Origin of the sequence: Amycolatopsis sp. CA-230715 (genome assembly GCF_018736145.1) — a bacterium.
Classification (GTDB): domain Bacteria; phylum Actinomycetota; class Actinomycetes; order Mycobacteriales; family Pseudonocardiaceae; genus Amycolatopsis.
Genome location: NZ_CP059997.1, coordinates 3,957,739 through 3,981,554 on the forward strand (window position 1 = coordinate 3,957,739; position 23,816 = coordinate 3,981,554).

The 23,816-nt window shown below is 70.1% G+C and carries 26 protein-coding genes and 1 tRNA gene; 6 read left to right on the forward strand and 21 right to left on the reverse strand.

Going from position 1 to position 23,816, the window contains the following annotated elements:
• The first annotated feature begins 32 nt into the window (after nt 1-32).
• Both HUW46_RS18685 and HUW46_RS18690 read left to right on the forward strand, forming a co-directional pair.
• The gene (locus HUW46_RS18685) at nt 33-1,217 is read left to right on the forward strand and encodes an arginine deiminase (protein ID WP_215549958.1); all 1,185 of its coding nucleotides are present in this window, start codon (nt 33-35) and stop codon (nt 1,215-1,217) included.
• Nucleotides 1,218-1,441: 224 nt separating this feature from the next.
• On the forward strand, nt 1,442-1,993 hold the full coding sequence (locus HUW46_RS18690; RefSeq protein WP_215548493.1) for a ferritin: 552 nt from the start codon (nt 1,442-1,444) through the stop codon (nt 1,991-1,993).
• Between the two features lie 87 nt (nt 1,994-2,080).
• Here HUW46_RS18690 and HUW46_RS18695 read toward each other — a convergent pair whose 3' ends face one another.
• The 5 genes from HUW46_RS18695 to HUW46_RS18715 all read right to left on the reverse strand — a co-directional run bounded on the left by HUW46_RS18695 (nt 2,081) and on the right by HUW46_RS18715 (nt 6,148).
• Nucleotides 2,081-2,917, reverse strand: a complete 837-nt coding sequence (locus HUW46_RS18695) for a hypothetical protein (protein WP_215548494.1) — start codon at nt 2,915-2,917, stop codon at nt 2,081-2,083.
• A 34-nt stretch (nt 2,918-2,951) separates the two neighbouring features.
• On the reverse strand, nt 2,952-3,464 hold the full coding sequence (locus HUW46_RS18700) for a SigE family RNA polymerase sigma factor (protein ID WP_254126623.1): 513 nt from the start codon (nt 3,462-3,464) through the stop codon (nt 2,952-2,954).
• 212 nt (nt 3,465-3,676) lie between these two features.
• Nucleotides 3,677-4,024 carry a DUF952 domain-containing protein gene (locus HUW46_RS18705; protein WP_215548496.1) on the reverse strand — a complete coding sequence of 116 codons (348 nt, stop codon included), beginning with the start codon at nt 4,022-4,024 and terminating at the stop codon, nt 3,677-3,679.
• Nucleotides 4,021-4,908, reverse strand: coding sequence for a DUF5926 family protein (locus tag HUW46_RS18710; protein ID WP_215548497.1), 888 nt, complete (start codon nt 4,906-4,908; stop codon nt 4,021-4,023). Before HUW46_RS18710 ends, HUW46_RS18705 begins: the two co-directional genes overlap by 4 nt.
• 34 nt (nt 4,909-4,942) lie before the next feature.
• The gene (locus HUW46_RS18715; RefSeq protein WP_215548498.1) at nt 4,943-6,148 is read right to left on the reverse strand and encodes an MFS transporter; all 1,206 of its coding nucleotides are present in this window, start codon (nt 6,146-6,148) and stop codon (nt 4,943-4,945) included.
• Between the two features lie 96 nt (nt 6,149-6,244).
• On the opposite strand from HUW46_RS18715, the gene HUW46_RS18720 reads away from it, so the two are divergent.
• The gene (locus HUW46_RS18720; protein ID WP_254126306.1) at nt 6,245-6,799 is read left to right on the forward strand and encodes a TetR/AcrR family transcriptional regulator; all 555 of its coding nucleotides are present in this window, start codon (nt 6,245-6,247) and stop codon (nt 6,797-6,799) included.
• A gap of 36 nt (nt 6,800-6,835) precedes the next feature.
• Nucleotides 6,836-8,002, forward strand: a complete 1,167-nt coding sequence (locus HUW46_RS18725) for a cytochrome P450 (protein ID WP_215548500.1) — start codon at nt 6,836-6,838, stop codon at nt 8,000-8,002.
• Nucleotide 8,003: 1 nt separating this feature from the next.
• On the opposite strand, the gene HUW46_RS18730 is transcribed toward HUW46_RS18725, so the two are convergent.
• The 12 genes from HUW46_RS18730 to HUW46_RS18785 form a co-directional block, all read right to left on the reverse strand.
• Nucleotides 8,004-8,873, reverse strand: a complete 870-nt coding sequence (locus HUW46_RS18730; protein WP_215549959.1) for a DUF4328 domain-containing protein — start codon at nt 8,871-8,873, stop codon at nt 8,004-8,006.
• A 111-nt stretch (nt 8,874-8,984) separates the two neighbouring features.
• On the reverse strand, nt 8,985-9,341 hold the full coding sequence (locus HUW46_RS18735) for a rhodanese-like domain-containing protein (RefSeq protein ID WP_215548501.1): 357 nt from the start codon (nt 9,339-9,341) through the stop codon (nt 8,985-8,987).
• A gap of 78 nt (nt 9,342-9,419) precedes the next feature.
• On the reverse strand, nt 9,420-11,033 hold the full coding sequence (locus HUW46_RS18740) for a solute symporter family protein (protein ID WP_215542352.1): 1,614 nt from the start codon (nt 11,031-11,033) through the stop codon (nt 9,420-9,422).
• Nucleotides 11,030-11,380: a DUF485 domain-containing protein gene (locus HUW46_RS18745; RefSeq protein ID WP_215548502.1), complete on the reverse strand. Its 351-nt coding sequence runs from the start codon at nt 11,378-11,380 to the stop codon at nt 11,030-11,032. Before HUW46_RS18745 ends, HUW46_RS18740 begins: the two co-directional genes overlap by 4 nt.
• Nucleotides 11,381-11,688: 308 nt before the next feature.
• A complete protein-coding gene (locus tag HUW46_RS18750; RefSeq protein ID WP_215548503.1) occupies nt 11,689-13,470 on the reverse strand; it encodes a sodium/solute symporter in 1,782 nt (593 codons plus the stop codon).
• 41 nt (nt 13,471-13,511) lie between these two features.
• Entirely contained in the window at nt 13,512-14,015 is a 504-nt protein-coding gene (locus tag HUW46_RS18755) for a hypothetical protein (protein WP_215548504.1), read from the reverse strand.
• 5 nt (nt 14,016-14,020) lie between these two features.
• Nucleotides 14,021-14,860 carry a LytR/AlgR family response regulator transcription factor gene (locus tag HUW46_RS18760; protein ID WP_215548505.1) on the reverse strand — a complete coding sequence of 280 codons (840 nt, stop codon included), beginning with the start codon at nt 14,858-14,860 and terminating at the stop codon, nt 14,021-14,023.
• Between the two features lie 105 nt (nt 14,861-14,965).
• Nucleotides 14,966-15,811: a S49 family peptidase gene (locus HUW46_RS18765; RefSeq protein ID WP_215548506.1), complete on the reverse strand. Its 846-nt coding sequence runs from the start codon at nt 15,809-15,811 to the stop codon at nt 14,966-14,968.
• Between the two features lie 18 nt (nt 15,812-15,829).
• Nucleotides 15,830-17,128 carry a sensor histidine kinase gene (locus HUW46_RS18770; RefSeq protein ID WP_215549960.1) on the reverse strand — a complete coding sequence of 433 codons (1,299 nt, stop codon included), beginning with the start codon at nt 17,126-17,128 and terminating at the stop codon, nt 15,830-15,832.
• Between the two features lie 437 nt (nt 17,129-17,565).
• The gene (locus HUW46_RS18775) at nt 17,566-18,420 is read right to left on the reverse strand and encodes an Fpg/Nei family DNA glycosylase (protein ID WP_215548507.1); all 855 of its coding nucleotides are present in this window, start codon (nt 18,418-18,420) and stop codon (nt 17,566-17,568) included.
• 48 nt (nt 18,421-18,468) lie between these two features.
• Entirely contained in the window at nt 18,469-18,918 is a 450-nt protein-coding gene (locus tag HUW46_RS18780) for a DUF983 domain-containing protein (protein ID WP_215548508.1), read from the reverse strand.
• 94 nt (nt 18,919-19,012) lie between these two features.
• Nucleotides 19,013-20,560: a sigma factor gene (locus HUW46_RS18785; protein ID WP_215548509.1), complete on the reverse strand. Its 1,548-nt coding sequence runs from the start codon at nt 20,558-20,560 to the stop codon at nt 19,013-19,015.
• A gap of 185 nt (nt 20,561-20,745) precedes the next feature.
• Here HUW46_RS18785 and HUW46_RS18790 point away from each other — a divergent pair.
• Together HUW46_RS18790 and HUW46_RS18795 are read left to right on the forward strand one after the other, a co-directional pair.
• Nucleotides 20,746-20,818, forward strand: a tRNA-Gly gene (locus HUW46_RS18790).
• Nucleotides 20,819-21,156: 338 nt separating this feature from the next.
• The gene (locus HUW46_RS18795; protein WP_215548510.1) at nt 21,157-21,750 is read left to right on the forward strand and encodes a lytic polysaccharide monooxygenase auxiliary activity family 9 protein; all 594 of its coding nucleotides are present in this window, start codon (nt 21,157-21,159) and stop codon (nt 21,748-21,750) included.
• Between the two features lie 25 nt (nt 21,751-21,775).
• On the opposite strand, the gene HUW46_RS18800 is transcribed toward HUW46_RS18795, so the two are convergent.
• From HUW46_RS18800 to HUW46_RS18815, 4 genes are all read right to left on the reverse strand, one after another.
• Nucleotides 21,776-22,174 (reverse strand): Imm7 family immunity protein, encoded by a 399-nt coding sequence (locus HUW46_RS18800; protein WP_215548511.1) that lies wholly within the window; start codon nt 22,172-22,174, stop codon nt 21,776-21,778.
• 37 nt (nt 22,175-22,211) lie between these two features.
• The gene (locus HUW46_RS18805; RefSeq protein ID WP_215548512.1) at nt 22,212-22,496 is read right to left on the reverse strand and encodes a YiaA/YiaB family inner membrane protein; all 285 of its coding nucleotides are present in this window, start codon (nt 22,494-22,496) and stop codon (nt 22,212-22,214) included.
• Nucleotides 22,497-22,576: 80 nt separating this feature from the next.
• On the reverse strand, nt 22,577-23,194 hold the full coding sequence (locus tag HUW46_RS18810) for a hypothetical protein (protein ID WP_254126308.1): 618 nt from the start codon (nt 23,192-23,194) through the stop codon (nt 22,577-22,579).
• Nucleotides 23,195-23,298: 104 nt separating this feature from the next.
• A complete protein-coding gene (locus HUW46_RS18815; protein WP_215548514.1) occupies nt 23,299-23,754 on the reverse strand; it encodes a MarR family winged helix-turn-helix transcriptional regulator in 456 nt (151 codons plus the stop codon).
• Nucleotides 23,755-23,816: the final 62 nt, after the last annotated feature.

A 23,816-nucleotide genomic window follows, 5' to 3' on the forward strand; every position in this document is an offset into this window, starting at 1 on the left:
GAGGGGTGATCAGTGATTCCGCCACCCCGAGGGTGGACAGCGAGGTCGGTCCGCTCCGCACGGTTCTGCTGCACCGGCCCGGCAACGAGCTGAAGCGGCTCACGCCGCGCAACAACGACCAGCTGCTGTTCGACTCGATCCCCTGGGTCGGCCGCGCTCAGGAGGAGCACGACGCGTTCGCCGAGGTGCTCCGCGGCCGCGGCGTCGAGGTGCTGCTGCTCGCCGACGTGCTGCGCGCCGCGCTGGCCGACCCGAGGGCGCACGCGGCGGGCGTGCACGCCGCGGTCGACGACCGGCGGCTCGGCAACGACCTCGCGGACTCCTTGCGCTCGCACCTCTCCGGCATCGACGCGAGTGCGCTCGCGGAAGTGCTGATGTCGGGCGTGACGTTCGAGGAACTGCCCGCCACCAAAGGCGCTTCACTGGTGCGGAAAATGCATTCCCCGCACGACTTCGCGGTCGACCCGCTGCCCAACCTGTTGTTCACCCGCGATTCCTCGGCGTGGATCGGCGACCGGGTCGCCATTTCCTCGCTCACCATGCCCGCGCGCCGCCGGGAAACCGCGGTACTCGATCTCGTCTACGCCTACCATCCGCGTTTCCGGCAGGCCGCCCGCGCGTACGGGGCGCATTCCGCACCGATCGAAGGCGGCGACGTGATGCTGCTGGCGCCCGGCGTACTCGCCGTCGGCGTCGGCGAGCGGACCACGCCCGCCGGTGCCGAATCGCTCGCCAGGTCGGTGTTCGCCGACGACATCGTGCACACCGTGCTCGCGGTCCCGATCGAGCAGGAGCGCGCGACCATGCACCTGGACACCGTGTGCACCATGGTCGGCGCGGACGCGGTGGTGATGTACCCGCTGGCGCGCGATTCCCTCGTCGCCTACACGATGCGGCCCGACGACGACGGCGGCGTGCGCGTGGACGGCCCCGCTCCCTTCCTGACCGCGGCGGCGCAGGCGATGGGGATCGACCGGCTCCGCGTAATCGACACGGGCCTCGACCCGGTGACCGCGGAACGCGAACAGTGGGACGACGGCAACAACACGCTCGCGCTCGCGCCGGGCGTCGTCGTCGGCTACGAGCGCAACAGTGAAACGAACGCGCGGCTGGAAGAGGCCGGGATCGAGGTGCTCGCGATCGCGGGTTCGGAGCTGGGCTCCGGCCGCGGCGGGCCGCGGTGCATGTCGTGCCCGGTGCTGCGCGACCCGGTGTGACCCGGCAGGGTGAAGCGAGGGGCGTCCGCCACGACGGCGGGCGCCCCGCTTTGTTGAATCAAGGCTAACCTAAACGAAAGAAAGGCTTGCCTAAGAAAGCGCGCTATTTATTAGGAAAGCCTAAGCGAAATTAGATATACCTACGCTCAGAATGCTACACAATTGGGGGGTAGATCACCAGTTCCGAGTGGATAAACGCACACGCGTGACGTACCGTTAAAGACATGGCCTCCACGAAAAAGGAACCGCGCTCCAAGTTCTACGAACTCCTGCAGGGGCAGGTTCACAACGAGTTCAACGCTTCCCAGCAGTACATCGCGCTCGCGGTGTGGTTCGACAACGCGGACCTTCCCCAGCTGGCCAAGCACTTCTACAAGCAGTCGGTCGAAGAGCGGAACCACGCGATGGCACTCGTCCAGTACATGCTGGACACCGACCACCACGTCGACGTCCCCGGCACCGGCGAGGTCCGCAACGAGTTCTCCGACCCGGCCGAGCTGATCGAGCTCGCGCTCGAGCAGGAGAAGGAAGTCGCCGCGGACATCAAGACGCTCGCGAAGGCGGCTCGCGCCGAGGACGACTACCAGGGCGAGCAGTTCATGCAGTGGTTCATCTCCGAACAGGTCGAGGAGATCTCCCAGATGAGCACGCTGCTGACGATCATCAAGCGCGCCAACGGGAATCTGTTCGAGGTGGAGAACTTCCTGCACCGCGAGAGCGTCGGCGACGGCGGCGACGACGCCACCATGCCGCCGGTCGCGGGCGGCAAGCTGTAAGCACGAGGCACCTGCTCCCACCACACGAAAGAACCCCGGGCTCTCCCCCTGTGGAAAGCACGGGGTTCTTTCGTTCGCGAGTACGGTTCAGCCTGCCGTGCAGTCCTGGTTCTCGCTGGTCAGGTGGAACTGGTTCACGGTGCCGGTGTGGACCGCGAGTTCGTAGGTCGCCCCGGGCGCGGACGGCACGACGTACTGGCCGTACTGGTTCAGCGCCGCCGACGGGTACGCCTTCTTCACTGCCTCCTCGGTGGAGCCGACGCCGATGCCCTCCGGGGTGGCGGCGCCGCTCGCCCAGATCTGGTTCACGCCCGCCTTCTCCGAGATCCGGACGTTGTCCACCGCGGCGGCGCCTTCGGCGAGGTCGTAGGTCCCGCAGCCGACCGGCGGCTTCGCGGTCTTGGCGAGCAGGCCGGCGGCCACCGCGTCGTCGAAGGACATGCCGATCTTCAGCGCGCCGTAGCCGTCGGGCCCGAGCACACCGGACGACCTGGTCTGCGGCTTCGTCGGCGTGACCGCGCCCGCGGACGGCTTGCCCTTCGACGGCGGCTTGCCGCTCACCTGGCTCGGCGGCGGGGTGATCACCGGCGCCGACGACGTGTTCACGCTCGTTTGCGGTACCGGCGGCGGAGCGAGCGGCGGCGGCACGGCCGAGGACACCGACGATGCCTGCGCGCGGGCGAGTTCGTCCTGCGAGGGTGCCGCCGCGTTCTGGCTGGGCACGGTCGCGAAGATCAGCCCGCCCGCGACCAGCGCGGTGGCGGTCAGCGCGCCCGCGCCCGCGGTCACCGCCGAGCGGCGCCGCCGGATGCGGCGCGCGCCGGACACGATGCCGTCCTCGGCGCCTGCCCTCGGCGTGACGTCGAGCCGCTCGTCGCCGAACAGCCTGCGCAGTTCGGTGTCGAGCTCGTCGTCAGTACTCATGACTCCTCCGCTGGGAAGCGCGCGTCTTCGCTGCTCAAGCGTCTTCCCTTCCTCCGGCATCGGTCCGCACGGAAGTCATCTTCACCCGAAGCGAAGCGAGCGCTTTACTCGCCTGGCTCTTCACGGTGCCCTGGCTCACGCCGAGCGCCGCGGCGATCTCCACCTCGGACAATCCTTCGTAGTAACGCAGCACGATGACAGCGCGTTGCCTCGGCGGCAGATCCCGTAACGCCTGCCACAGCGGTTCGTGCTCGAACGGGTCGACCGCGGCGACCGCGCTGGTCTCCGGGATGTCGGCGACCAGGTTCTCCCGTTTCGTCCGCCGCCACCTGCTGATGTGGGCGTTGGCCATGGACCGGCGGACGTAGGCGAGCGGATCACCGGTCTTGCGCTGCACCTGCGTCCAGCGCGATCCGATCTTCTCCAGCACGGTCTGCACGAGATCGGCCGCGTCGTGCGGGTTCCCGGTCAGGGCGTGGCCGTAGCGGAGCAGTCCGGGCAGGCTCGCCTGCACGAACTCGGAGAAGTCCACGAGGTCGCCGGACACCGAGGATTCCCTCCCGCTCCACGCCGTGACCGCGCTGCCCTCTCCCCCTGAGACGGCAGGCAGCATTGCGGTCACGGTAGCGCCCCCTTCCGCGGAACGTTTGCCTGGCTTTACACGTGCTCCACGTGCAGAACGCATCACAAACCTCGCGGGTTGTCTCCGGGTGGTGATTCGTTCAGGGGACGTCCCGAGCGGACATTCGTTGCGCGCGGTTACCGGTTCGCGATCGACGACGGCAGTGAAAAGGTGCCGACCCGGCCCGGCGGGAACGGGTGGACGGCCACCACGGCTTCGCGGGGAATGGGCCCGTACACGTGCGGGAACCAGATTCCGGCCGGATGCGGTGGATCTCCCACTTCCCAGCGCAATGGCGCGTCGATTCTTGACGGATCGATTTCGAGCAGCAAAAGGTCCTCGCGACCGCGGAAAAGCGCGTTCGCGGGAATGTGCGCGGTGCCCGGATCGGAACAGTGCACGAAACCGGCGTCGTCGAGGGACGCCGGGCGATACGGGTCGGCCCCGGCCGCCCAGTCCTCCTCGACGCAGATGTGCAGAATCACCGCAGGGTCAGCTGGCGGCCGATCAGCCCGTCGCGCGCACGGCGCTCGGCGGCGTTGAGCGGCTCGGTGTCGAGCGACTTCAGCGCGGCGTCGAGCCGTTCGCCGAGCTGCTTCGCGCCGTCTTCCCATTCGCGGGCGTGCGCCTCGGGGTCGAGGTCCCACACCGGCACCAGCAACCCGTGCGCGCGGAACGACCCGGCGTAGCGCGAGCCTTCGCCGAGCCCGATCTCCCCGGCCGCGGACAGCCGCGCAAGCGCTTGCAGCAGCAGGTTCTCCTGCTCGGGGCGCACCCAGCGCAGGTGCGCCTTCTCACCGGCGTCGACCCAGTAGGCCCCAGGCCCGATCCGCTCGGTCGGCATGATCGCCTCGTTCGCGCGTTCGAGCGAAGCGCCGACCTCGCCGCTGGAATCGGCGTCCTCGGGCAGCCACCACGAGAAGTCCTTGTGCAGTTCCGGCGCCAGCTCCGCGTCCGCGACGAGCAGGTCCTGCAGGCGCTCGCCCTCGGCGGGCGGGGTGGTGGTGTCCGGCACGGACAGCACATCGCCCGGCTTCGCGTCGAGCACCCAGCGGATCGCCCTGCCGAGATCGCGGCTGATGTCGGAGGACCGGGTCTGCACCTGCGTGCCCACGTAGGCCTTGCCGTCGGAGCGGACGAACGCGGCCGCGGCCATCGGCAGCACGGTGCCCAGCGTGACCGTCCGATCGGCCGCTTGGGCAAGACTGTCCACAAGGGACAGTTCGACGGTGGCGGAGGGGATGAACTCCCGTAGCGCGATCAGCTCCGGCTCCGCCGCGAGGCCCTCGAACGGCTGGCCGACGAAAACGTCGCGTACCTTCGGCGCCCGGTCCTTCTTGGGGCCCTTCTTGCGCGCTGCCTTGCCCACGTCGATCCTCCTCGTTTTCTCCTCGCGGCAGACGCTACCCAACCGGCGACGGCACACGGCGGCGGGCCAGCAGCGCCACCCCCGCGAGCACGGCCACCCCGAGCCCGTAGACCTCGGCGGTGCCGGTCAGCCCTGCCGCCGCGCTGGCGAACCCGGCGGCCACCGCGGGCACGCTGAACGCCAGGTAGGCGATCACGTAGGCGACCGCGAACAGCTTGCCGCGCTCGTGCGGTGCGGCGATCCGCCCGAAGGTGCCGAAGCAGGCCAGCATCGCGGCGCCGAACCCGGCACCCGCCACCGCCGTCCCCACCCCGCCGAGGACCGCGGACCCGGCGAGCATCCCGCCGAGCGTGACCAGCGTGCCCGCTGCCAGCGTCGCGGCGGACGGGCCGAGCAGCCGGGTCGCGGGCTGCTTGCGCAGGACGAACGCGCTGAGCGCGGCCGATCCGCACAGCAGTGTCACCACGAGCCCGCCGACGAGGTGGTTGCGCAGGCCGAACAGCTCCGCCGCGACCGACGGGCCGAGCGAGAGGTAGAGCCCGCCGAGCGCCCAGGTGGCGATCAGCACCGGCACCACGGTCAGCACCTCGGTGCGCAGGTGCGACGGCACGCCGACGCGCGGGCGCAGCGACGCGAGCGCGCCGGGGCGGCGTTGCGCGGGTTCGGGCATCGCGAGGATGACGATCCCGGCGATGACCATGCCCGCGAGGAGGACCGCGTAGACGAGGTGCGTCGGCGCGGGCGCGTATTCGACGAGCGCGCCGCAGCCCAGCGCGCCGAGCGCGAGCCCGGTCGCGGGCGCGATCCCGTTGACGGCACCGGCCCGGCCGGGCCGGTGCGGCGGGTTGAGGTCGACCAGGGTGGCGCCGAGCGTCGTCGTCGCGGCGCCGGTGGCGACACCCTGCAGGAAGCGCGCCACGCAGAGCACCGTGACGTCGCCCGCGACCAGGAAGACGCCGAGCGAAAGCGCTTCGAGCAGGATCGCCGAGGCGAGCACGGGACGGCGGCCGACGTGGTCCGAAAGCGCGCCGACCACCAGCAGCGAGCCGAGCAGCCCGACCACGTAGATGGCGAACACGAGCGTCAGCACGCTCGACGAGAACCCCCATTGCCGCTGGTAGACGACGTAGAGCGGGGACGGCGCGCTGGAGGCGGCCAGGAAGAGCACGACGATCGCCGCGACGGCGGCGAAGGCCTTCGGCGAACGGGTCGCCGGTCTGGTTTCGGTAACGGCGGTCATGCCACTCCTCGCAGTGATCTTTGCGTTAGACTCGAAGGTAGCATGAAAGCAGCGATCGCTGCGTTAGTGCGGCGGTGCAACAATGAGGAGATGTCCGTGAGTCCGAAGGCCCCCGGCGAGCTTCGCCCCGGCGGCCGCTCCGCGCGGGTCCGCGCCGCCGTGCACCGCGCCGTCGAGGAGCTGCTGGCGGAATCCACCGTCGAAGCGCTGACCATCCCCGTGATCGCCGACCGGGCCGGGGTGCACTCGACCACGGTCTACCGGCGCTGGGGCTCGGTCGGCGAACTACTGGCCGCCGTCGCCATCAACCGGTTCAGCGGCGATCTCGTCGTCCCGGACACCGGCACCCTGCGCGGCGATCTCGAACAATGGGCCACCGACGTCGCCACCGACCTCGCCGACCCCGACGTGTCCGCGCTCATGCGGGCCACCGTCGGCGCGTCGAAGAACGGGCCGGCGGACGTGTGCGTGGTGGACCGGCGCGCGCAGCTCGCCGCGATGCTCGCGCGCGAAACCGAACGCGGCGGCCACCCGCCGACGGTCGAACAGGTCGAAGACTTCGTGCTCGGCCCGCTCTACTACCGGGCGACCTACACCGCCCAGCCCGGCGACCCCGCCTGGGCGCGCACCCTCGTCACCCACGTCCTCTGAGCGCGTTTAGCCCGCTAACTGCACTAAACTCGCCGGGTGTTCGACGCGAGCGATCCCGGGTTCCTGGCCGATCCGTACCCGCGGTTCGCCGAGCTTCGCGAGCGCGGCGACGTGCATTGGCACGAGGGGCTGGGGCTCGCAGTCGCGGTTTCGCACGCGGCCTGTTCGGCGGTGCTGCGGCATCGGTCGCTCGGCCGGATCTGGGCCGACGCGACACCGCTCGACCAGTTCGTGTCGTTCAACATGCTGCACCGGAACTCGCTGCTCGAGAACGAGCCGCCCGCGCACACGCGGCTCCGCCGCACCATCGCGGGCGCGTTCGGGCGCGGGCACGTCGAGCGGCTGCGGCCGACCGTCGAGGCGCTCGCCGATGGCCTGGTCGCGCGGCTGGCCGAGAAGATCGACGCCGACGGCGCGGGCGATCTTCTCACCGAGGTCGCCGAGCCGCTGCCCGTGCAGGTCATCGCCGAACTCCTCGCCGTGCCCGAAGCCGACCGCGGCCTGCTCGTGCCCTGGTCGCACGCGATCGTCCGGATGTACGAGTACGGCCTGAGCGACGAGGGGAAGCGCGCCGCGGAACAAGCGGCCACCGAGTTCGCCGAGTACCTCCGCGATCTCGCGCGGGTGCGCGCGGCCGATCCGGGCGAGGATCTGATCAGCGATCTCGCCGCGAGCGACCTTTCCGGCGACGAGGTGGTGGCCACCGGCGCGCTGCTGCTGATGGCGGGCCACGAGGCGTCGGTAAACGTGCTCGGGAACGGGGTCGCGGCGCTGCTGCGACGACGTGACCAGTGGCAGGCGCTCGTCGACGGGGCGCCGCGCGATGTCGCGGTCGAGGAGCTGATCCGGTTCGACGCGCCGCTGCAGCTGTTCGAGCGCACCGCGACCGCGGACGTCGAGATCGCGGGCTACCGGCTGGCGGCGGGCGACAAGATCGCCGCGCTGCTCGGCGCCGCCGCGCGGGACCCGCTCGTGTTCGCCGATCCCGACCGCATGGACGTGACCAGGGCACCCAACGCGCATCTCGGGTTCGGCGCGGGCATCCACTACTGCGTCGGCGCGCCGCTCGCCCGGATCGAACTGGCCGCCGCGCTCGACGCGCTCACCCGGCGGCTCCCTGAGCTGCGTTTAGCGGGCGAACCGTCGCGGCGGCCCGAGTTCGTGATCAGGGGCCTGCGCACGCTGCCGGTCACCAGGGGCTGAATCAGCGCGCGGCGCCGACCGGCCGCGAGCGCAGCACGGGTTCGGGCGCGCCGGTCACCTTCAGCACCCGCAGCCTGCGGAGCCTGCCGTCGTCGATCGGGGCCAGCAGCTCCGTCATCCGCCGCACGACCAGCGAGGTGAGCACGGCGAACGCGGCGGCGGCCAGGTCGAGCAGCCCGCCCAGCAGCACGGCGTCGGCCTGCGCCTGGATGCCGTCGCGGAAGCGGAACCACAGCGTGACGATCAGCAGCAGGCCGTTGAGCACCCAGGCCGCCCACCACCAGCGCACCAGCACCGAGGGCCGCGGCCGTTCGGTGGCGGGCCTGCGCAGCACGGTGTGCTCCAGTTCGGCCACCACCGACCCGGCCATCACCAGGTTCACCACCGGCACCAGCACCGCGACCGCGACCTGCCACGGCGGGCGCGCCGGTTCCTCGCCGACGGCGTCGGCGGCGGCCATCCGCGCCACGGAGAGCCACCACAACGTGGTGACGAGCGCGATCAGGCCGAAACTGCTGGTCAGCAGGGAGGCCGTGATGACGAGCGCGTCCGAGGCGCCGACCACGCTCGTGCTGAGCGCGGAATTCCGGCTCTGCACGAGCAGCACGTACCGCCAGAACTCGCCGCCCGACGCGATCAGCGCGAGCGCGCCGACCGTCCACAGCACGGCCGTGGTGTTGCGCGCGAGCAGCCGGACCCGCTGGGCGGGGTGCACGGCGTTCGAAGCGGTGCCGGGGACCACCGTCGGCTGGCGCCAGACGAGGCCGGGGAAGCCCCAGCGCGGCGGCACCGGGTAAGACGGCGGGCCGTGGTAGCGGTTGTCCGGAGTCCGGTGCCGGGGCGGGCCCGCGCCGGGCGGCGGCGAGGCCACCCACCGCAGCCGCGGCCTCGGCTGGCCCGTGGCGAGCCGCCCAGCGTACGCGACCGGCCCGCCGCGGTGCGTCTGCGGCGAGTGCGGTGGGTACGGACCGGGCTGCACGGGTCAGAGGATTTCCGGCTCGGCGTTCTCGCGGTCGGTGACGACCGAGCGGCCCTCGGTCAGCCACGACTTCATGCCGCCTGCGACGTTCACCGCGTCCCAGCCGCTGGCGTTGAGCCAGGCGGTGGCGCGGGCGGAGCGGCCGCCGGTGCGGCACACGACGTACACCGGTTGGTGCTCGGGGAACTCGGCGAGCTCACCGACTCTGGCAGGCAGGTCGCCCAGCGGGATGTGGACGGCGTTGGGGGCGTGCCCCGCGGCCCACTCGTCGTCTTCGCGCACGTCCAGCAGCGCGCCGTCGAGCGGGAGGTCCCGCACCGACGCCGTCGGGACTTCTTCTGGGTAGACCACGGCGCTCATGCTGCCATGCGGTCCCGTCAGACGCGCGTGAAAGTGCCCCGGACCTCTTCGCGAGGTCCGGGGCGCTGGTCGTTGTGGTTAGTGGGGGGTTGCTTTTTCGGCTCCGGCTCCGGTGAGGGCGCGGACTTCCATTTCGGCGTATTTGGCTTTGTTGTGTTCTTTGGACAGGAGGGTTCCGGCGGCGCCGAGGAGGAAGGAGAGGGGGATGGAGACGATGCCGGGGTTTTCCAGGGGGAACCAGTGGAAGTCGACGCCTTTGATCATGGGTTTGGTGCCGCCGGAGACGGCGGGGGAGAACACGATGAGGATGATGGTGATGCCGAGTCCGCCGTAGATGGACCAGAGGGCGCCTTGGGTGTTGAACCGTTTCCAGAACAGCGAGTAGAGGATGGTGGGCAGGTTCGCGGAGGCGGCGACGGCGAAGGCGAGGGCGACGAGGAAGGCGACGTTCTGGTCTTTGGCCAGGATGCCGCCGATGATCGCGACCGCGCCGATCACCAGAGCGGTGTAGCGGGCGACCCGCACTTCGGCCTTCGAGTCGGTTTTGCCGCGTTTGATGACGTTGGCGTACACGTCGTGCGCGAAGCTGGCGGATGCGGTGATGGTCAGCCCGGCGACGACGGCGAGGATGGTGGCGAAGGCGACCGCGGCGATGAACCCCAACAGAACCGGGCCCCCGAGTGCTTGGGCCAGCAGTGGGGCGGCGGAGTTGACGCCGCCGGGGGCGTTGTTGATCGTGGTGGGCCCGACGAGGGCGCCGGCGCCGTAGCCGAGGACGAGGGTGAACAGGTAGAACACGCCGATCAACCCGATCGCCCAGACGACGGAGCGGCGGGCGTCGCGGGCGGTGGGCACGGTGTAGAAGCGCATCAGCACGTGCGGCAACCCCGCCGTGCCGAGCACCAACGCGATGCCGAGGGAGAGGAAGTCGAGTTTGCTGGTGCCGGTCTTGCCGTACTGCGCCCCCGGGGAGAGCAGGGCCTGGCCTTTGCTCTTGGGCTGGTCCATGGCGTGCTGGAACAGGGTGGAGAGGTTGAACCCGTATTTGCCCAGCACCCAGAGGGTCATGGCGAAGGCGCCGATGATGAGCAGGGCGGCTTTGATGATCTGGACCCAGGTGGTGCCCTTCATGCCGCCGATGAGCACGTAGATGATCATGATGACGCCGACCACGGCGATCACCACGGCCTGCCCGGTGGCGCCGGTGACGCCGAGCAGCAGGTTGACCAGGCCCCCCGCGCCGGCCATCTGGGCGAGCAGGTAGAAGAACGACACGGCGAGGGTGGAGATCGCGGCGGCGGCGCGGACGGGGCGTTGGCGCATGCGGAACGCCAGCACGTCGCCCATGGTGAACTTGCCGGTGTTCCGCAACAACTCCGCCACCAACAACAACGCGACGAGCCAGGCGACGAGGAACCCGATCGAGTACAGGAACCCGTCGTAGCCGTTGATCGCGATCGCCCCCGCGATGCCCAGGAACGACGCGGCCGAGAGGTAGTCGCCGGAGATCGCGATGCCGTTCTGCGGGCCGGTGAACGCCCGCCCCGCGGCGTAGTAGTCCGACGCGGTCTTGGTGTTACGGGAGGCGCGGAACACGATCACCAGGGTGATCGCGACGAACGCCGCGAAAATGGCGATGTTCAGCGTCGGGTTCGACCCCGCCACCCCCGCCGCCAGCACGGTGTGACTCATCGGGCCTCTCCTTCCAGATCAGCACGGATCGTGTCCGCGACCGGGTCCAGCTTCCGATTCGCGTACCGCACGTACAAACCCGTGATCACGAACGTCGACACGAACTGCAACAACCCGAAAACCAACCCCACCGTCACATTCCCGAACAACTTCGTCGCCATGAACCCATGCGCGTAATCCGCCAGCAACACATACGCCAAATACCACACCACGAACACCACCGTCATCGGGAACACGAACACCCGCAACCGACGACGCAACTCCACGAATTCCGGGCTCGCCTGGACCTCTTCCCACTTGGTGTCCGCTGTGGACTCGCCGTCGAGGCCCTCTTCCGTCGCACTCATCGCGACCCTCCTCGTGCTCCGATCGGGCCTTGACACCAACCTGTCGAGTGATGCACCGATCCGCCTTATTCGTTGAACGGTCATTACCTGAGCAATACGGAGATCATGCCCCGCATACCCGGCGAGCGCGTGTAATCCGTTTGAGTGAATAGGATTACCGAACGTAGATCGATAGTGGATCGAGATCGGACGTTATGTCCGCTTGTCGTCGCGATCGAGAAAATCGTCGACACATTCAGTTCACGCGGCGTAGGGAAACCGCCAACCGGGTTCATTCAGCGGCCGATTACCCCGCCTTGACCGGCCGACTACTTGCGATGCCGTCCCTTGCCCATCCGCACCTTTTCCTCGGCCTGCCCGAACCGGGCGACCGCGCGGTCGCGCATGAACCCGAGCGGATCCGGCGCGTGCAGCCTGAGCATGATCGGGTTGACGTCGGCCGGCACGTGCTTGCGGGTGGCGAGGCTGATCAGCACGGTCACGATGAACGCGGCGGGCACGGTGACGATCGCGGGCTGCTCGGACCACCACGGCATGTACCAGCCGGTGTACGAGCAGAGGTTGTTGTACACCAACGCCCCCAGCACGGAACCGCCGCCGACGATCATGCCCGCCATCGCGCCGGGCCAGGTCAGGCCGCGCCACCAGATCCCGAGCACCAGCAGCGGGGAGAACGTGGACGCGGCGAGCGCGAAGGTCATCCCGATGCTGATCGAAATGTCCGGCGGCCGCAGCACCACCGCCAGCGTCGCGGCGACCGCGACCACGAGCACGGTCGCCAGCCTGAAGTCCTTGACCCGCCCGGGAAGCATGTCGGTGGAGACCACCCCGGCCACGCTCACCAGCAGCCCCGACGAGGTCGACAGGAAGGCCGCGAACGCGCCCGCCGCGACCACCGCGCCGATGATCTGCCCGAGCACGCCCGGCACCATCGCGGACGGCAGCAGCAGCACCGCGCCGTCGGACCGCCCCGACACCAGCAGCTTCGGCACGTACATCCGCGCGAGCGCGCCGAAGATCGTCGGGAACAGGTAGAACAGCCCGAGCAGCAACAGCACGTGCACGGTGGTGCGGCGCGCGGCCTTGCCGTCGGGGTTGGTGTAGAAGCGCACCAGCACGTGCGGGAGGCCCATCGTGCCGAAGAAGGTCGCGAAGATCAGCGAGTACGTGGTGAGCAGGTCGTCGACCCCGCTGGACGACGGGCGCAGCCAGTTCTCGTTGTGCACCGGCGCACCCGAGACGACCGGGACCGACGCACCGGCCGGGAAGGTCAGCGTGGTCCCGTCGGCGACTTCGTGCTCGCTGTTCGCGAGCCACACGGCCTCGTGGTCGGCCTTCGCGCCGGGATCGCGGACGCGCACCGCGGTCAGGTTGTCGACCTGCAGCCGCACGCCCGTCTGGACGTCGATGTGCGTGTTTTCGGTGAACACCGGCGAGGTCGGCGCGGCGAGCGGGGTCGCCCCCTCCGGCGCGCCACCGGTCCAGAACACCGCGCACAGCACGAACGTGGGCGCCGCGATCGCGAACAGCTTGAGCCAGTACTGGAACGCCTGCACGACGGTGATCGCGCGCATGCCGCCGCCGATCACGTTGAGCGCCACCAGCATCGTCACCACGATCGCGCCGAGCCAGACCGGGGTGGGCAGGATGATCGCCAGCGACAGCCCGGCGCCCTGCAACTGCGGCACCATGTAGAGCACGCCGATGAACACCACGAAAGCGGTGGAAAACCGCCGCAGCGAACGGGATTCGAGGCGCGCTTCGACGAAGTCGGGCAGCGTGTAGGCCCCGGACCGGCGCAGCGGCGCGGCCACGAACAGCATCAGGAGCAGGTAGCCCGCGGTGAAGCCGATCGGGTACCACAGCGCGTCCGCGCCGTCCTTCAGCACGACCCCGGCGACACCGAGGAACGACGCCGCGGACAGGTACTCGCCCGAGATCGCGGCGGCGTTGCGGCGCGAGCGGACGGTCCGGCGGGCGACCAGGAAGTCGTGCGTCGTGGTGGCGAACCGGGACGAGCGGTGCCCGAGCAGATAGGTGACGGCCGCGACCACGACGATCGCCGCCAACGCCCACGGGTTCAGCTGCACAACGGAAATCCTCGCACCTGGCTGCTCGGCGGTGCCGAGGTCTAGCTCTCGATCATGTCGACGAAGTCACGTTCATGCCGTTCGGCGAGCCGGTTGTACCAGAGCCCGACACCGAACAGCAGGGGAAACGGTACGACGCCGAGCAGGAACCACGGCAACGGCACGCCGATCACGGACGCCCCGGCGAACCCCGGCAGGAGGAAGAACAGCACGGGAAGCGACCCGAGCACCCCCACCACGAGCACGGCGAGCAGGAGCCCGGTCCGCAGCTGCGCCTTCACCAGGTCCTTGATGAGCAGCTCGCCCCAGCTCGTCTGCTCCTCGAGTTCGACCCGCGCGCGCAGGGTCGTGGTGCCCTGCTTGGGATCGGCGAGCACGACCCGCTGGCGGCGCGGCGGTTTGACCTGCGGCGCCGGGGTCAGCGGTGCGGGCGCGGGCGGTACCGGCTCGGCCGCGGGCGGCGGGCGCGGCGGGAGGTTCTTGCCGAGCGTCGGGTCCGGTTCGCGGACCCCGTCGATCCGGCGCTGGTACTCGTCGGCGGCCACCGGGCCTACCCGTTCCGCGCGGAACCGACCAGCCGGTCCTTCAGCTCGCGGGTGTGGCGCCTGCTCACCGGCAGCACCTTCTCCTCGTTGCCGATCACCACCTGGTAGCCGCCCTGGCCCATGCGCAGTTCGGTGATCAGCGGCAGCGCGACCAGGAAGGAGCGGTGGATGCGGACGAACCCGGCCTTCTCCCACCGCTCTTCGAGCTGGGCGAGCGGGATGCGGACGAGGTGGCTGCCCTCGGTGGTGAACAACCGCGCGTAGTCGCCCTGCGCCTCGACCCAGCGGACGGTGGACCGCGGGATGAGCTTGGTGGTGCCGGCGAGCTCGACGGGGATGACCTCGTCGTCGTTCTTGACCGGCTCGGCACCGGGCACGGCCTCGGCGATCGGGTTGCTCAGCAGCTTCTCGACGACCCGCTTGACGGCGCGGTCCAGCCGCTCCTGCTGGCACGGCTTGAGCACGTAGTCGACGGCGCCGAGGTCGAACGCGTTGACCGCCTCGTGCGCGTGGCCGGTGACGAAGACGAGCACCGGTGCGGGATCGAGCGCGGCGAACACGCGCGACATCTCCATCCCGGACAGACCGGGCATTTCGAGATCGGCGAAGACGGCGTCGATGGCCGGGTACCCGAGCTCGCGTCGTCGGCGGACCTCCGCGTCGTCCGTCGAGAGCATGCGCAGCGCGTCGGACGCGTCGGACGCGCTGAACACGCGGCGGACGTTCGCGTTGTTCATCAGGCAGTGCGAAAGTTCGGCAAGGCCGTGTGGCTCATCGTCCACGGCGAGGACGAGGAGCTGCCTGGGGTCTGGGGTGTCTTCGTGAGCACTCACAGTGACTCGCATCCTGCCCATTGCAGGCCGCAATGTCCAGAGGCAGCGCGCCGCGCGTGAGAACACCCTGGACGAAAGACGCGCACGGGGCGCCCGAAGTCTGCCGCCGTTCGGGGGTCAGAGGCCGAAACGCGACCACGTCGCGCGCTGGCTCACCGCGTCGAGCATCGCCGACGCCGCCGCGGGCGCCGACAGCCCGAGCTTCGCGAGCAGCGGCCGCTTCGGCTCCGCGATCGAGATTTCCGCGCCGGGGTACCGGTCTTCGATCACCTCACGCAGGTTGCCGATCCCGTCCACCAGGCCGAGTTCGAGCGCCTGCTGGCCGAGCCACACGTCACCGGTGAACAGGTCCTCGGCGTCGCTCAGCCGGTCACCGCGCCGCTCGCGGACCCACGAGACGAACACCTCGTGCAGCTGGGAGTGCATTTTCTTGAGCCACTCGACGTCCTCCGGCTTCTCCGGGCTGAACGGGTCGAGCCGCGACTTGTTCTCCCCCGCGGTGTGCAGCCTGCGCTCCACGCCGAACCGCTCGAGCAGCCCGGTGAACCCGAACCCGCCGCTGAGCACCCCGATCGAGCCGACCATCGAGGTCCGGTGCGCGAAGATCTCGTCCGCCGCGCAGGCCAGCCAATATCCGCCGGACGCGGCGACGTCCTCGGCGAACGCGAGCACCGGCACGTCCTTGCGGTCCGCGAGCTGGCGGATCCGCTCGGCGACCAGGCCGGACTGGGTCGGCGCCCCGCCGGGCGAATTGATCAGCAGCGCGACCGCCCGCAGCCGGTCGTGGTCGAACGCGCGGGTCAGCGCCGACTCCATCGAGGCGAGGTTGATCGAACCCCTGGCCAGCGGGGACGGCGTCGGCGTGATCACCCCGTGCAGTTTCACCACGGCGACCACGTCCGACCGGTCGACCCGGTCCGCGAGCGCCGGAATGCGCGAAGCCAGCTTGTCGGTCATGCCCATGGGTCCACCCTAGGCACTTCAGGCTCGGCGGGCCGCTCGGTCATGGCGGCCGGGCTGGGCCGGTGGCTCTCGCGGAGTCTGTTCCGGCACCTCGGCCGAGGACGACGAGTAGTCGGGCAGGTTCGTGCGGACGCCGGGCGCGAACTTCGGCACCCGCAGCGTCACCTTCATGCCCGCGCCGGGGGCCGTTTCCACCATCAGCGCGTACTCGTCGCCGAAGAGCTGCCGCATGCGCTGGTTGATGTTGCCGAGCCCGACGTGCGCGCCGCTGCGGTGCGAGTCGCGCAGTTCCTTCAGCCGCATCGGGTCCATGCCGATGCCGTCGTCCTCGACGCTGATCAGCGCTTCGGTGCCGTAGTCCTGCGCGGTCACGGTGACCATGCCGCCGGTCGGCTTGTTCGCCAGCCCGTGCTTGACCGCGTTCTCCACCAGCGGCTGGATGATCAGGAACGGCACCACCACCGACAGCACCTCGGGGGCGATCTTCAGCCGTACCTCGAGCCTGCCGCCGAACCGCGCGCTTTCGATCGTCAGGTAGCGGTCGATGTTCCGCAGTTCCTCGGCGAGCGAGGTGAACATGCCCGAGGTCCGGAACGAGTAGCGCGTGAAGTCGGCGAACTCCTGCAGCAGGTCGCGCGCCTCCTCGGGGTCGGTGCGGATGAGCGAGGAGATCGTGTTCAGCGCGTTGTAGACGAAATGGGGCGAGATCTGCGCGCGCAGCGCCTTGATCTCGGCCTGCTGCAGCTGGTGCTTGGACTCGTCGAGGCGGGCCAGCTCGAACTGGGTGCAGACGAACTGCGCGACCGCGTCGGCCATCTGCACGATCCGCTTCCCGCGCGACTTCCCGACCACGATCAGCGCGGCCTCGGTGCTGTTCTCCACGATGAGCGGGACGATGACCGCGGTGCGCATCCGGCAGGTGCCGCGGTGGTTGCACGGCATCTTCTCGTGCCCGACGACCTCGCGCCGCGCCTTGCGGATCGCCGACCCGATCGCCTCGACCAGGTCGACGTAGTGGTCGTTCGCCTCGCCGTCCCAGGACAGGAGCGTGCCCTCACCGTCGGTGATCCCGACCGCGACGCACTTGAGCAGTTCGAGCAGGCGCGAGGTGATCCTGTCCGCGCTGTTCTCGTCGATCCCCTCGCGCAGGTCGGGCGTGGCCTTCGACATCAGGTAGACCGCCTCGAGCATGGCGTCCTCGATGACGTTGTTCGGCCGCCGGGCGCGCACGATCACGACACCGAGCACGATCAGCGCAACCACGAAGGCACCCCACGGGATGAGCTGCGCGATCGGCCATTCGGACACGGCGTCAATGCTCTGCGCTACACCATCCAGGTGCAAGGGTTGCTACCCACTTTCTGTGCAGTTGTGACCGCCGGACGGCGTTCTGCCACGGCCCGAGTCTAGTGAGGGCTGGCCCCGCCCCACTGGATGACCGGCGGCGCAGCGATGGCTACCCGGGGTGGTACCCGCCAGGGTTTGACGACGGCGCGCCCCGGACGCGGCGACGGGTGACCGCTGTTCGACTGTCCCTTGAGGACAGTCGCGCACGCGACGGACGAAGCGTCCCTTGTGGACCCTCCGATCGCGGCGCACGGGTACTCCGATCGTTGGCGCGGGCGAAACAGGGCGTGCCCGAAGTGGGCCCGATCGGGTACGGTGTCTGGCTCGAACGGCTCACCGCGCCGTCCCGGCTGCCTGTGCGGCCGGAGTCGCGCGGGCCCGTCGTGGGGGGCGGGCCCGCGCGACCGCTACTTCAGCAGGCGCGACATCCGCCGGTCGGCGAGCGGTTTGCCGCCGGTCTGGCACGTCGGGCAGTACTGGAAAGCCTTGTCCGCGAACGAAATCTCGCGCACCGTGTCACCGCACACCGGGCACGGCAGGCCAGCGCGGGCGTGCACCCGCAGACCGGATCGCTTCTCCCCCTTGAGCCTCGCGGCGGACTGCCCGACGGAGCGCTCCACCGCGTCGAGGAGGATCTGCCGCATCGCGTCGGCGAGCCGGTCGAGCGCGGCGTCGTCGAGCTTGCCCGGCGTCGAGTAGGGCGACAGCTTGGCGGCGTGCATGATCTCGTCGGAGTAGGCGTTGCCGATCCCGGCGATGAGCGACTGGTCGGTGAGCGCGGTCTTCAACCGCTCCGTGCGGCCCGCGAACAGCTCGCCGAGCTTCGCGCGGTCCACCTCCAGCGCGTCGGGACCGAGCCTGGCGATGCTCGGGATCTCACCGGGATCGCGCACGATCCACACCGCGAGCCCCTTCTTGGTGCCCGCCTCGGTGAGGTCGAACCCCGGGCCGTCCAGGTGCACGCGCAGCGCGATGGGCCCCTTGCCGCCCGGTTTCGGCGGCGCCGGGGGCAGCGAGTCCGACCAGCGCAGCCAGCCCGCCCTCGCCAGGTGCGTCACCAGGTGCAGCTCGCCGCACACCAGGTCGAGGTGCTTCCCGTGCCTCGACGCCCCGGTGACCTCGCGGCCGTGCAGGTCCGTCCACGCGGGACTGACGGTCTTCAGCACCGTCATGGAGGCGACGTCGACGCGGGTGACCGTGCGGCCTTCCGCGTGCTCACGAAGGTGGTGTGCGAGCGCCTCGACCTCGGGTAGCTCCGGCATCGCGTGTCACTCCAGTCCCGGGCGCACTCCTCGCCCCGGGCCATCATCTCATTCCATCGGACGCAGTGGACCGTCGAAATCGGGCAGCGCGTGCCGTTCGATCGTCTTCGCGATCTTGGTGACCTCGCCGCGGACGGTGAACAGCCCGCGGATGGTGCCGACCCAGCGCTCCGGCGGGTGGTCGCCGGTGACGTCGCCGTCGGTCTCGGCGACCACCGTCCACGGGCGGCGCAGCACCCAGCGCAACGGGAAGAACACGATGATCAGCAGCAGCAGGAGCGGCACCCAGGCCGGGATCACCACGTCGGTCGGCAGCCACACCACCAGCACGCCGATCAGCGCGAGCGTGACGACCAGCATCCCGATGCCGGGGCCGTAGCTGGCCGCGACGTCGTGCTCGAAGTCGTCCGATCCGTCCGCGGTGGCCGGTGCGCGCCATTCCATCTGCGCGCGGACCGTCCAGTCCCGGCCGTCCTCACCCTGCACCAGCCGGTTCATCCTGTCCTCCCGCGCGACGGCATGAGCGTCTCAACCGTACCGTGATCCGGCAGGTCGGCGCGAGGACGAACGGGTGGTCCCGGTACAGGTTCCGCTATCCGGATGAGCCGGACGACTCCGGCGAAGCCGACGTGCCGGTGCAGCCGCCCACGGTGCTGTCGTCCGTGCGGGCCCCCGAGCGCGGCGGCCCGCCGTCCGTGCCGCCCGCCGGCGACGAGGTCTGCCTCGGGCGCGGGTGGGCGGTCTTCCTCGGCGTCGTCGGCTCGACCGGGTCTTCCGGGGTCCAGCTCGGATCCGTGGTGATCCTCGGCGTCGTGATGTCGCTCGACGGGCTCGGGTCGCCGGTGCCGGGATCGATCCTCGGGGTCCCGGTGCGCGTCGACGCGGGTGGCGACGACGGCGGCGTGCCCGGTTTCTGCACGCCGGGGAGCTGCGGCCCGGTGCCGACGACGACCTCGCTGGGCAACTGCCGGTGCTCACCGGGCGGCGTGGCGGGGTGGTCGTGCTCGCGGCCGGGCGCCGGGCCCGCCCCGGCGGGCGCGACGAAGTCGATCACCGCGGCGCCGCCCGGCCGCGGCGCGGGCGGCGGCACCGGTTTCTGGTTCTGGCCGGGACCCGGCACGGGCGGGGCGATCTGCAGCAGCTGGACGCCCTGGTCCGGCTGGGCGAGCTGGTGCGGGCCGCGCGGGTCGAACAGCACCGGGCCGCCGGCCACGCCGAGCGCGCCGACCGCGGCCGTGGACGCGAGCGCGATCCCGACCTGGATCTTCGACCCGACGAGGAAACCCTTGACAGCGGCGGCGAACCCGACGCCCGCGCCGCTGGAGCCCGCGCTTCCGGCGGTGCCGAGCACGAGCCCGGAAGCGGGCACGAGCAGCACGAGCACCCCGGCGTGCGCGCGCAGCGAGGAGCAGACGTCCCGCAGCTCGGCGTGCATCGACCGGCACGACGCGCAGCCCATCAGGTGCTTGCGGATCTTGCGCGCCTCCGAGCCGGTGACGCTGCCCGCGGTGTAGCCGCCGAGCTTCTCGGTGACCGCGCGGCAGCCGACGTCGGCGGTCCGGTCGACGGCGAGGTGCGCCTGGAGGTAGGCGGCGCGCAGGCCAAGCCTCGCTCGGCGGGCGAGCGCGGCGGTGGCGTTGGCGCTGAGCCCGAAATGCGGCGCGACGACCGCGGGCTGCTCGCCCTCGACCTCGGTCTGCCACAGGACGGTGCGCCAGCGCTCCGGCAGGCTGGTGAAGGCGGTGGTGATCAGGGTGCGCTCGTCGGTGCGGGCGTGCGTGTCGGCGTCCGCGCCCGCCCGGTTGGTGAGCTCGTCGTCGGTGACCGGCACGTCGCGCCGGGCGCCGTGCCATTCCCAGGACACGCGGCGCGCGACGGTCAGCAGGTAGGCGCGGATGTGGTCGCGCGGCCCCGCGCCGCGGCGCAAGGCCTGCAGCACCCTGAAGAAGGTTTCGGCGGTGATGTCCTCGGCTTCGGACCGGTCGGCGGCGAGGCCGAGCGCGAGCCTGCGCACGGCGGCCGCGTGCAGCTCGAACAGCTCGCCGAAGGCGGCGTCCTCGCCCGAGCGCAGCCTTCTGAGCAGCGCCAGCTCGTCATGCCCCGTGAACGCGTGCTGCGGCACCGTCGCCTGCTCGGTCATCCGGCCAGGCACCTCCTCCCCGAAGGACTAACCCTTTCGGTTGAATGGGGACACCATACGGAGCGAAACCGCTGCCGTCACCCCCTGTGCGCCCGGAGTAACCGCGTTACCTCCGGACGGGTGGGGCGACGGGCCGGTTCGTCGGCCGTGTAAGCTCGTCTGCGCGTCGGAAACACGGCGCGTGTGCGGATGTAGCGCAGCTGGTAGCGCATCACCTTGCCAAGGTGAGGGTCGCGGGTTCGAGTCCCGTCATCCGCTCGTCGGAGTTGTGTTCGCAGGCACTGCCTGCTCCCGGGGTCCCGTTTCGTTGTGGGGGCCCAGCCCCCACGCCCCCAGGGTGCGAGCTTCTCGCCTTGGCGGGCGCTGGGCGCGGTGGGCTTGGACCAGCAGGTCGGTTGGTTCTCATGTTGGGTTTGTGCGCACTTCTTGATTTTGTCGGGTCGCTCGTCTGCTTTGGGCCGAATGCTTCGGTGACTGCGCCGCGGGGTGGAAGATCGCGTTCCCCTGATTGGTCTGCTCGGTGGTCTAAACCATTTCTCGACCGGCTCACACTGGTCTACACCACAGCGTAGTGGTCACAGTGTGAGGAGTGAGGAATGCGAAGGAAGTCTCTCGGCCTCGGCGTGCTGCTGACGTCCGTGCTCGGCCTGACACTCGTCTCCACCGGCATCGCGCAATCCCACGGGTACACCCAGAACCCGCCGAGCCGCGCCTACCTCTGCAAGCTCGGCACCGTCAAGAACTGCGGTTCCATCCAGTGGGAACCGCAAAGCGTGGAAGGCCCCAAGGGCTTCCCCGCGAGAGGGCCAGCCGACGGCAGGATCTGCGCCGCGAACCACAGCGAGTTCGCCCAGCTCGACGATCCCCGCGGCGGCAACTGGCCCGCCAAGAAGCTCACCAGCGGCGCGAACTTCGACTTCACCTGGACGCTGACCGCCGCGCACGCCACCACGTCGTTCCGGTACTTCATCACCAAGAACGGCTGGAACCCGGCCGCGCCGCTGACCAGGGCGCAGCTCGAACCGGCGCCGTTCTTGACCGTGCCGTTCAACGGCAAGCGGCCGCCGAACACCGTCCAGCACTCGGGAACGATCCCGGCCGGGAAGTCCGGGCGCCACCTGATCCTCGCCGTGTGGGACATCGCCGACACCGCGAACGCGTTCTACTCGTGTGACGACGTGACGTTCTGACCCGGCACCCACGGTGGGGGGCGGCTCAGTCGGCGGCGTCCTCCACCGTGGGCACGGCGGGCGAAAGGAACGGGTCCGCGTGCTCGGTGACCTGCCCCTTCGCCATCCGGTAGACGCGGAACTCGTTGCCCTGAAAGGGATCCGTGTCGTCGCGAACGTACAGCAGCCCGTAGGAGCCCGGTGCCAGCCGGGCGGTGTGCTCGAAGAGGTCCAGTATTTCGTCGCCCCACCGGGCACGGTGGTTCGGCAGACCCGCGAAGTGCAGGAACGGCGCCCCGTTCAGCCACCGCAGGTCCAACAGGCCGTAGTCGCCGAGGTCGCTCATCCGGCGACCGACCCGCTCGACCGTGCGCCGCAGCGACGCGTCATCGCTCTCGGCGCCGGACGTTTCGGCGATCGCCACCCATCCGTGGTACTCGAACACGCGGTGATGGTAGCCGCCGGTCAGCCAGCCGGATCCCTCAGACCGCTTCCTTGAACGGATCGTGCTCGGCGAGCAGTTTGTCCAGCCGCGCCTGGTCGACGCGGTTCACCAGGTACGAGTCCTCCTGGCGGTCGCGGATGCACTTCGCCAGCGTGAACGCCGACGTGACGGTGTAGAGCAGCCCGAGCGCGAGGAACCCGCGCACCCAGCCGTTCACCGGCAGGAAGGCCACCCCGATCGCGACCGCGGCGAGCGCCACCGCGAACGACACGGCGGCCTGGGCGAAGAAGGCGCCGGTGTTCGGCGCGGAAGGTTTCGTCATGGCTCCTACGGTCGCCCGCCGCGCCCGGAATGTCTTGAGTACCAGTACTCAACTCCCCATCACGAATCACTCGCGGCGACTCAGGCGGCGTTGTCCCACAACGTCAAGAAGGACGAAACCTCGCTCAGCGCCCACCGGCCGACCCTGGCCCGGCCGCGCGCGCCCAGTACGTACGGCGTCGCGCGGCGGACGTCGACGACCATCGCCTCCGCGCCGGGGATCAGGTCGTCCATCACCTCGTTCATCGTCCAGCAGGCCAGGTTCGCGACGTCCGGGGTGAGCGGTTCGACCTTGCAGTACAGCCAGGTCGCGTAGGTGCGGCCGTCCCGCTTGCGCAGCCCGAGATGCGGGCTGACGCCGAGCTCGAAATCGCTGTGCCGCCACCGCGCGCGCCCGCACTCGACGACCTCCGGCACCCGGCCGCGGGCGAACTCGGGGCGCCCGAGGTAGTGCAGCCAACCGTCCGCCACGGCGGCGAAATGGCCGCGCGCCGCGGGCGGGGCCTGCTCGACGAGCGCCGTCATCGCCTCCTCGTCCATTCCCGCCGCCCTGCCCGCCCTGATCGCGTTCGTCGGACGGCGGTAGAAGTCGAACCCGCCGCGCGCGGGGCGTTCGTACAGCCGCCGCGTCTGCCGCACGAACGACGCCCGCTTCGGGCCGGAACCGTTGCTGTAGCCGACGAAAGTCGACAGCGTCACGTATGCCACCTTGACCGCCTCTCCCCCGGAAGTTCCCTCCATTTTAGAACATATGTTCGAACTATGCACCGGTCGCGGGGAATTGATCTTGGTTTTCGCGGGATTTATCGCGCGCCGTTCCGCGCCTTCGCGACGAGCTCGGTTTCGATGCGCCGAAGGGTCGCGTTCAGCGCGTCGACCTCCGCGGGATCGGTCACGATCCCGTCGAGCAGGCCGCTCCAGACCTCTCGCAGGTGCTGCAGGTTTTCGTGCGCCCGCGCGGTGGGATAGAGGCGCACGCGCCGGGCGTCGTGCTCGTCGACGTCGCGGCGCACCATGCCCTTCTTCTCCAGGCCCCGCACCGCCCTGCTGAAGTTGCTGGAGATCAGCTGGGTCGCCTCCGCCGCCGCACTGGCCGAAGTGCCGGGGTTCCGGTCGATGAACCGCATGACGGCGCTCTCCAGCGGCGTCCACGCCTCGAACGAGAACTCCGGGGACTCCTTGGCCGCGTGGATGTGCCTGCCGACCGCGAGTACCAGGTCGGCGAGCTCGAACAACCTCGATGTTTGCGCTTCATCCACCGCGTCATGCTACCTTTGCTGTCAGTTGATAGCTATCTTTCGATATCTGATTTTTGAGAGGA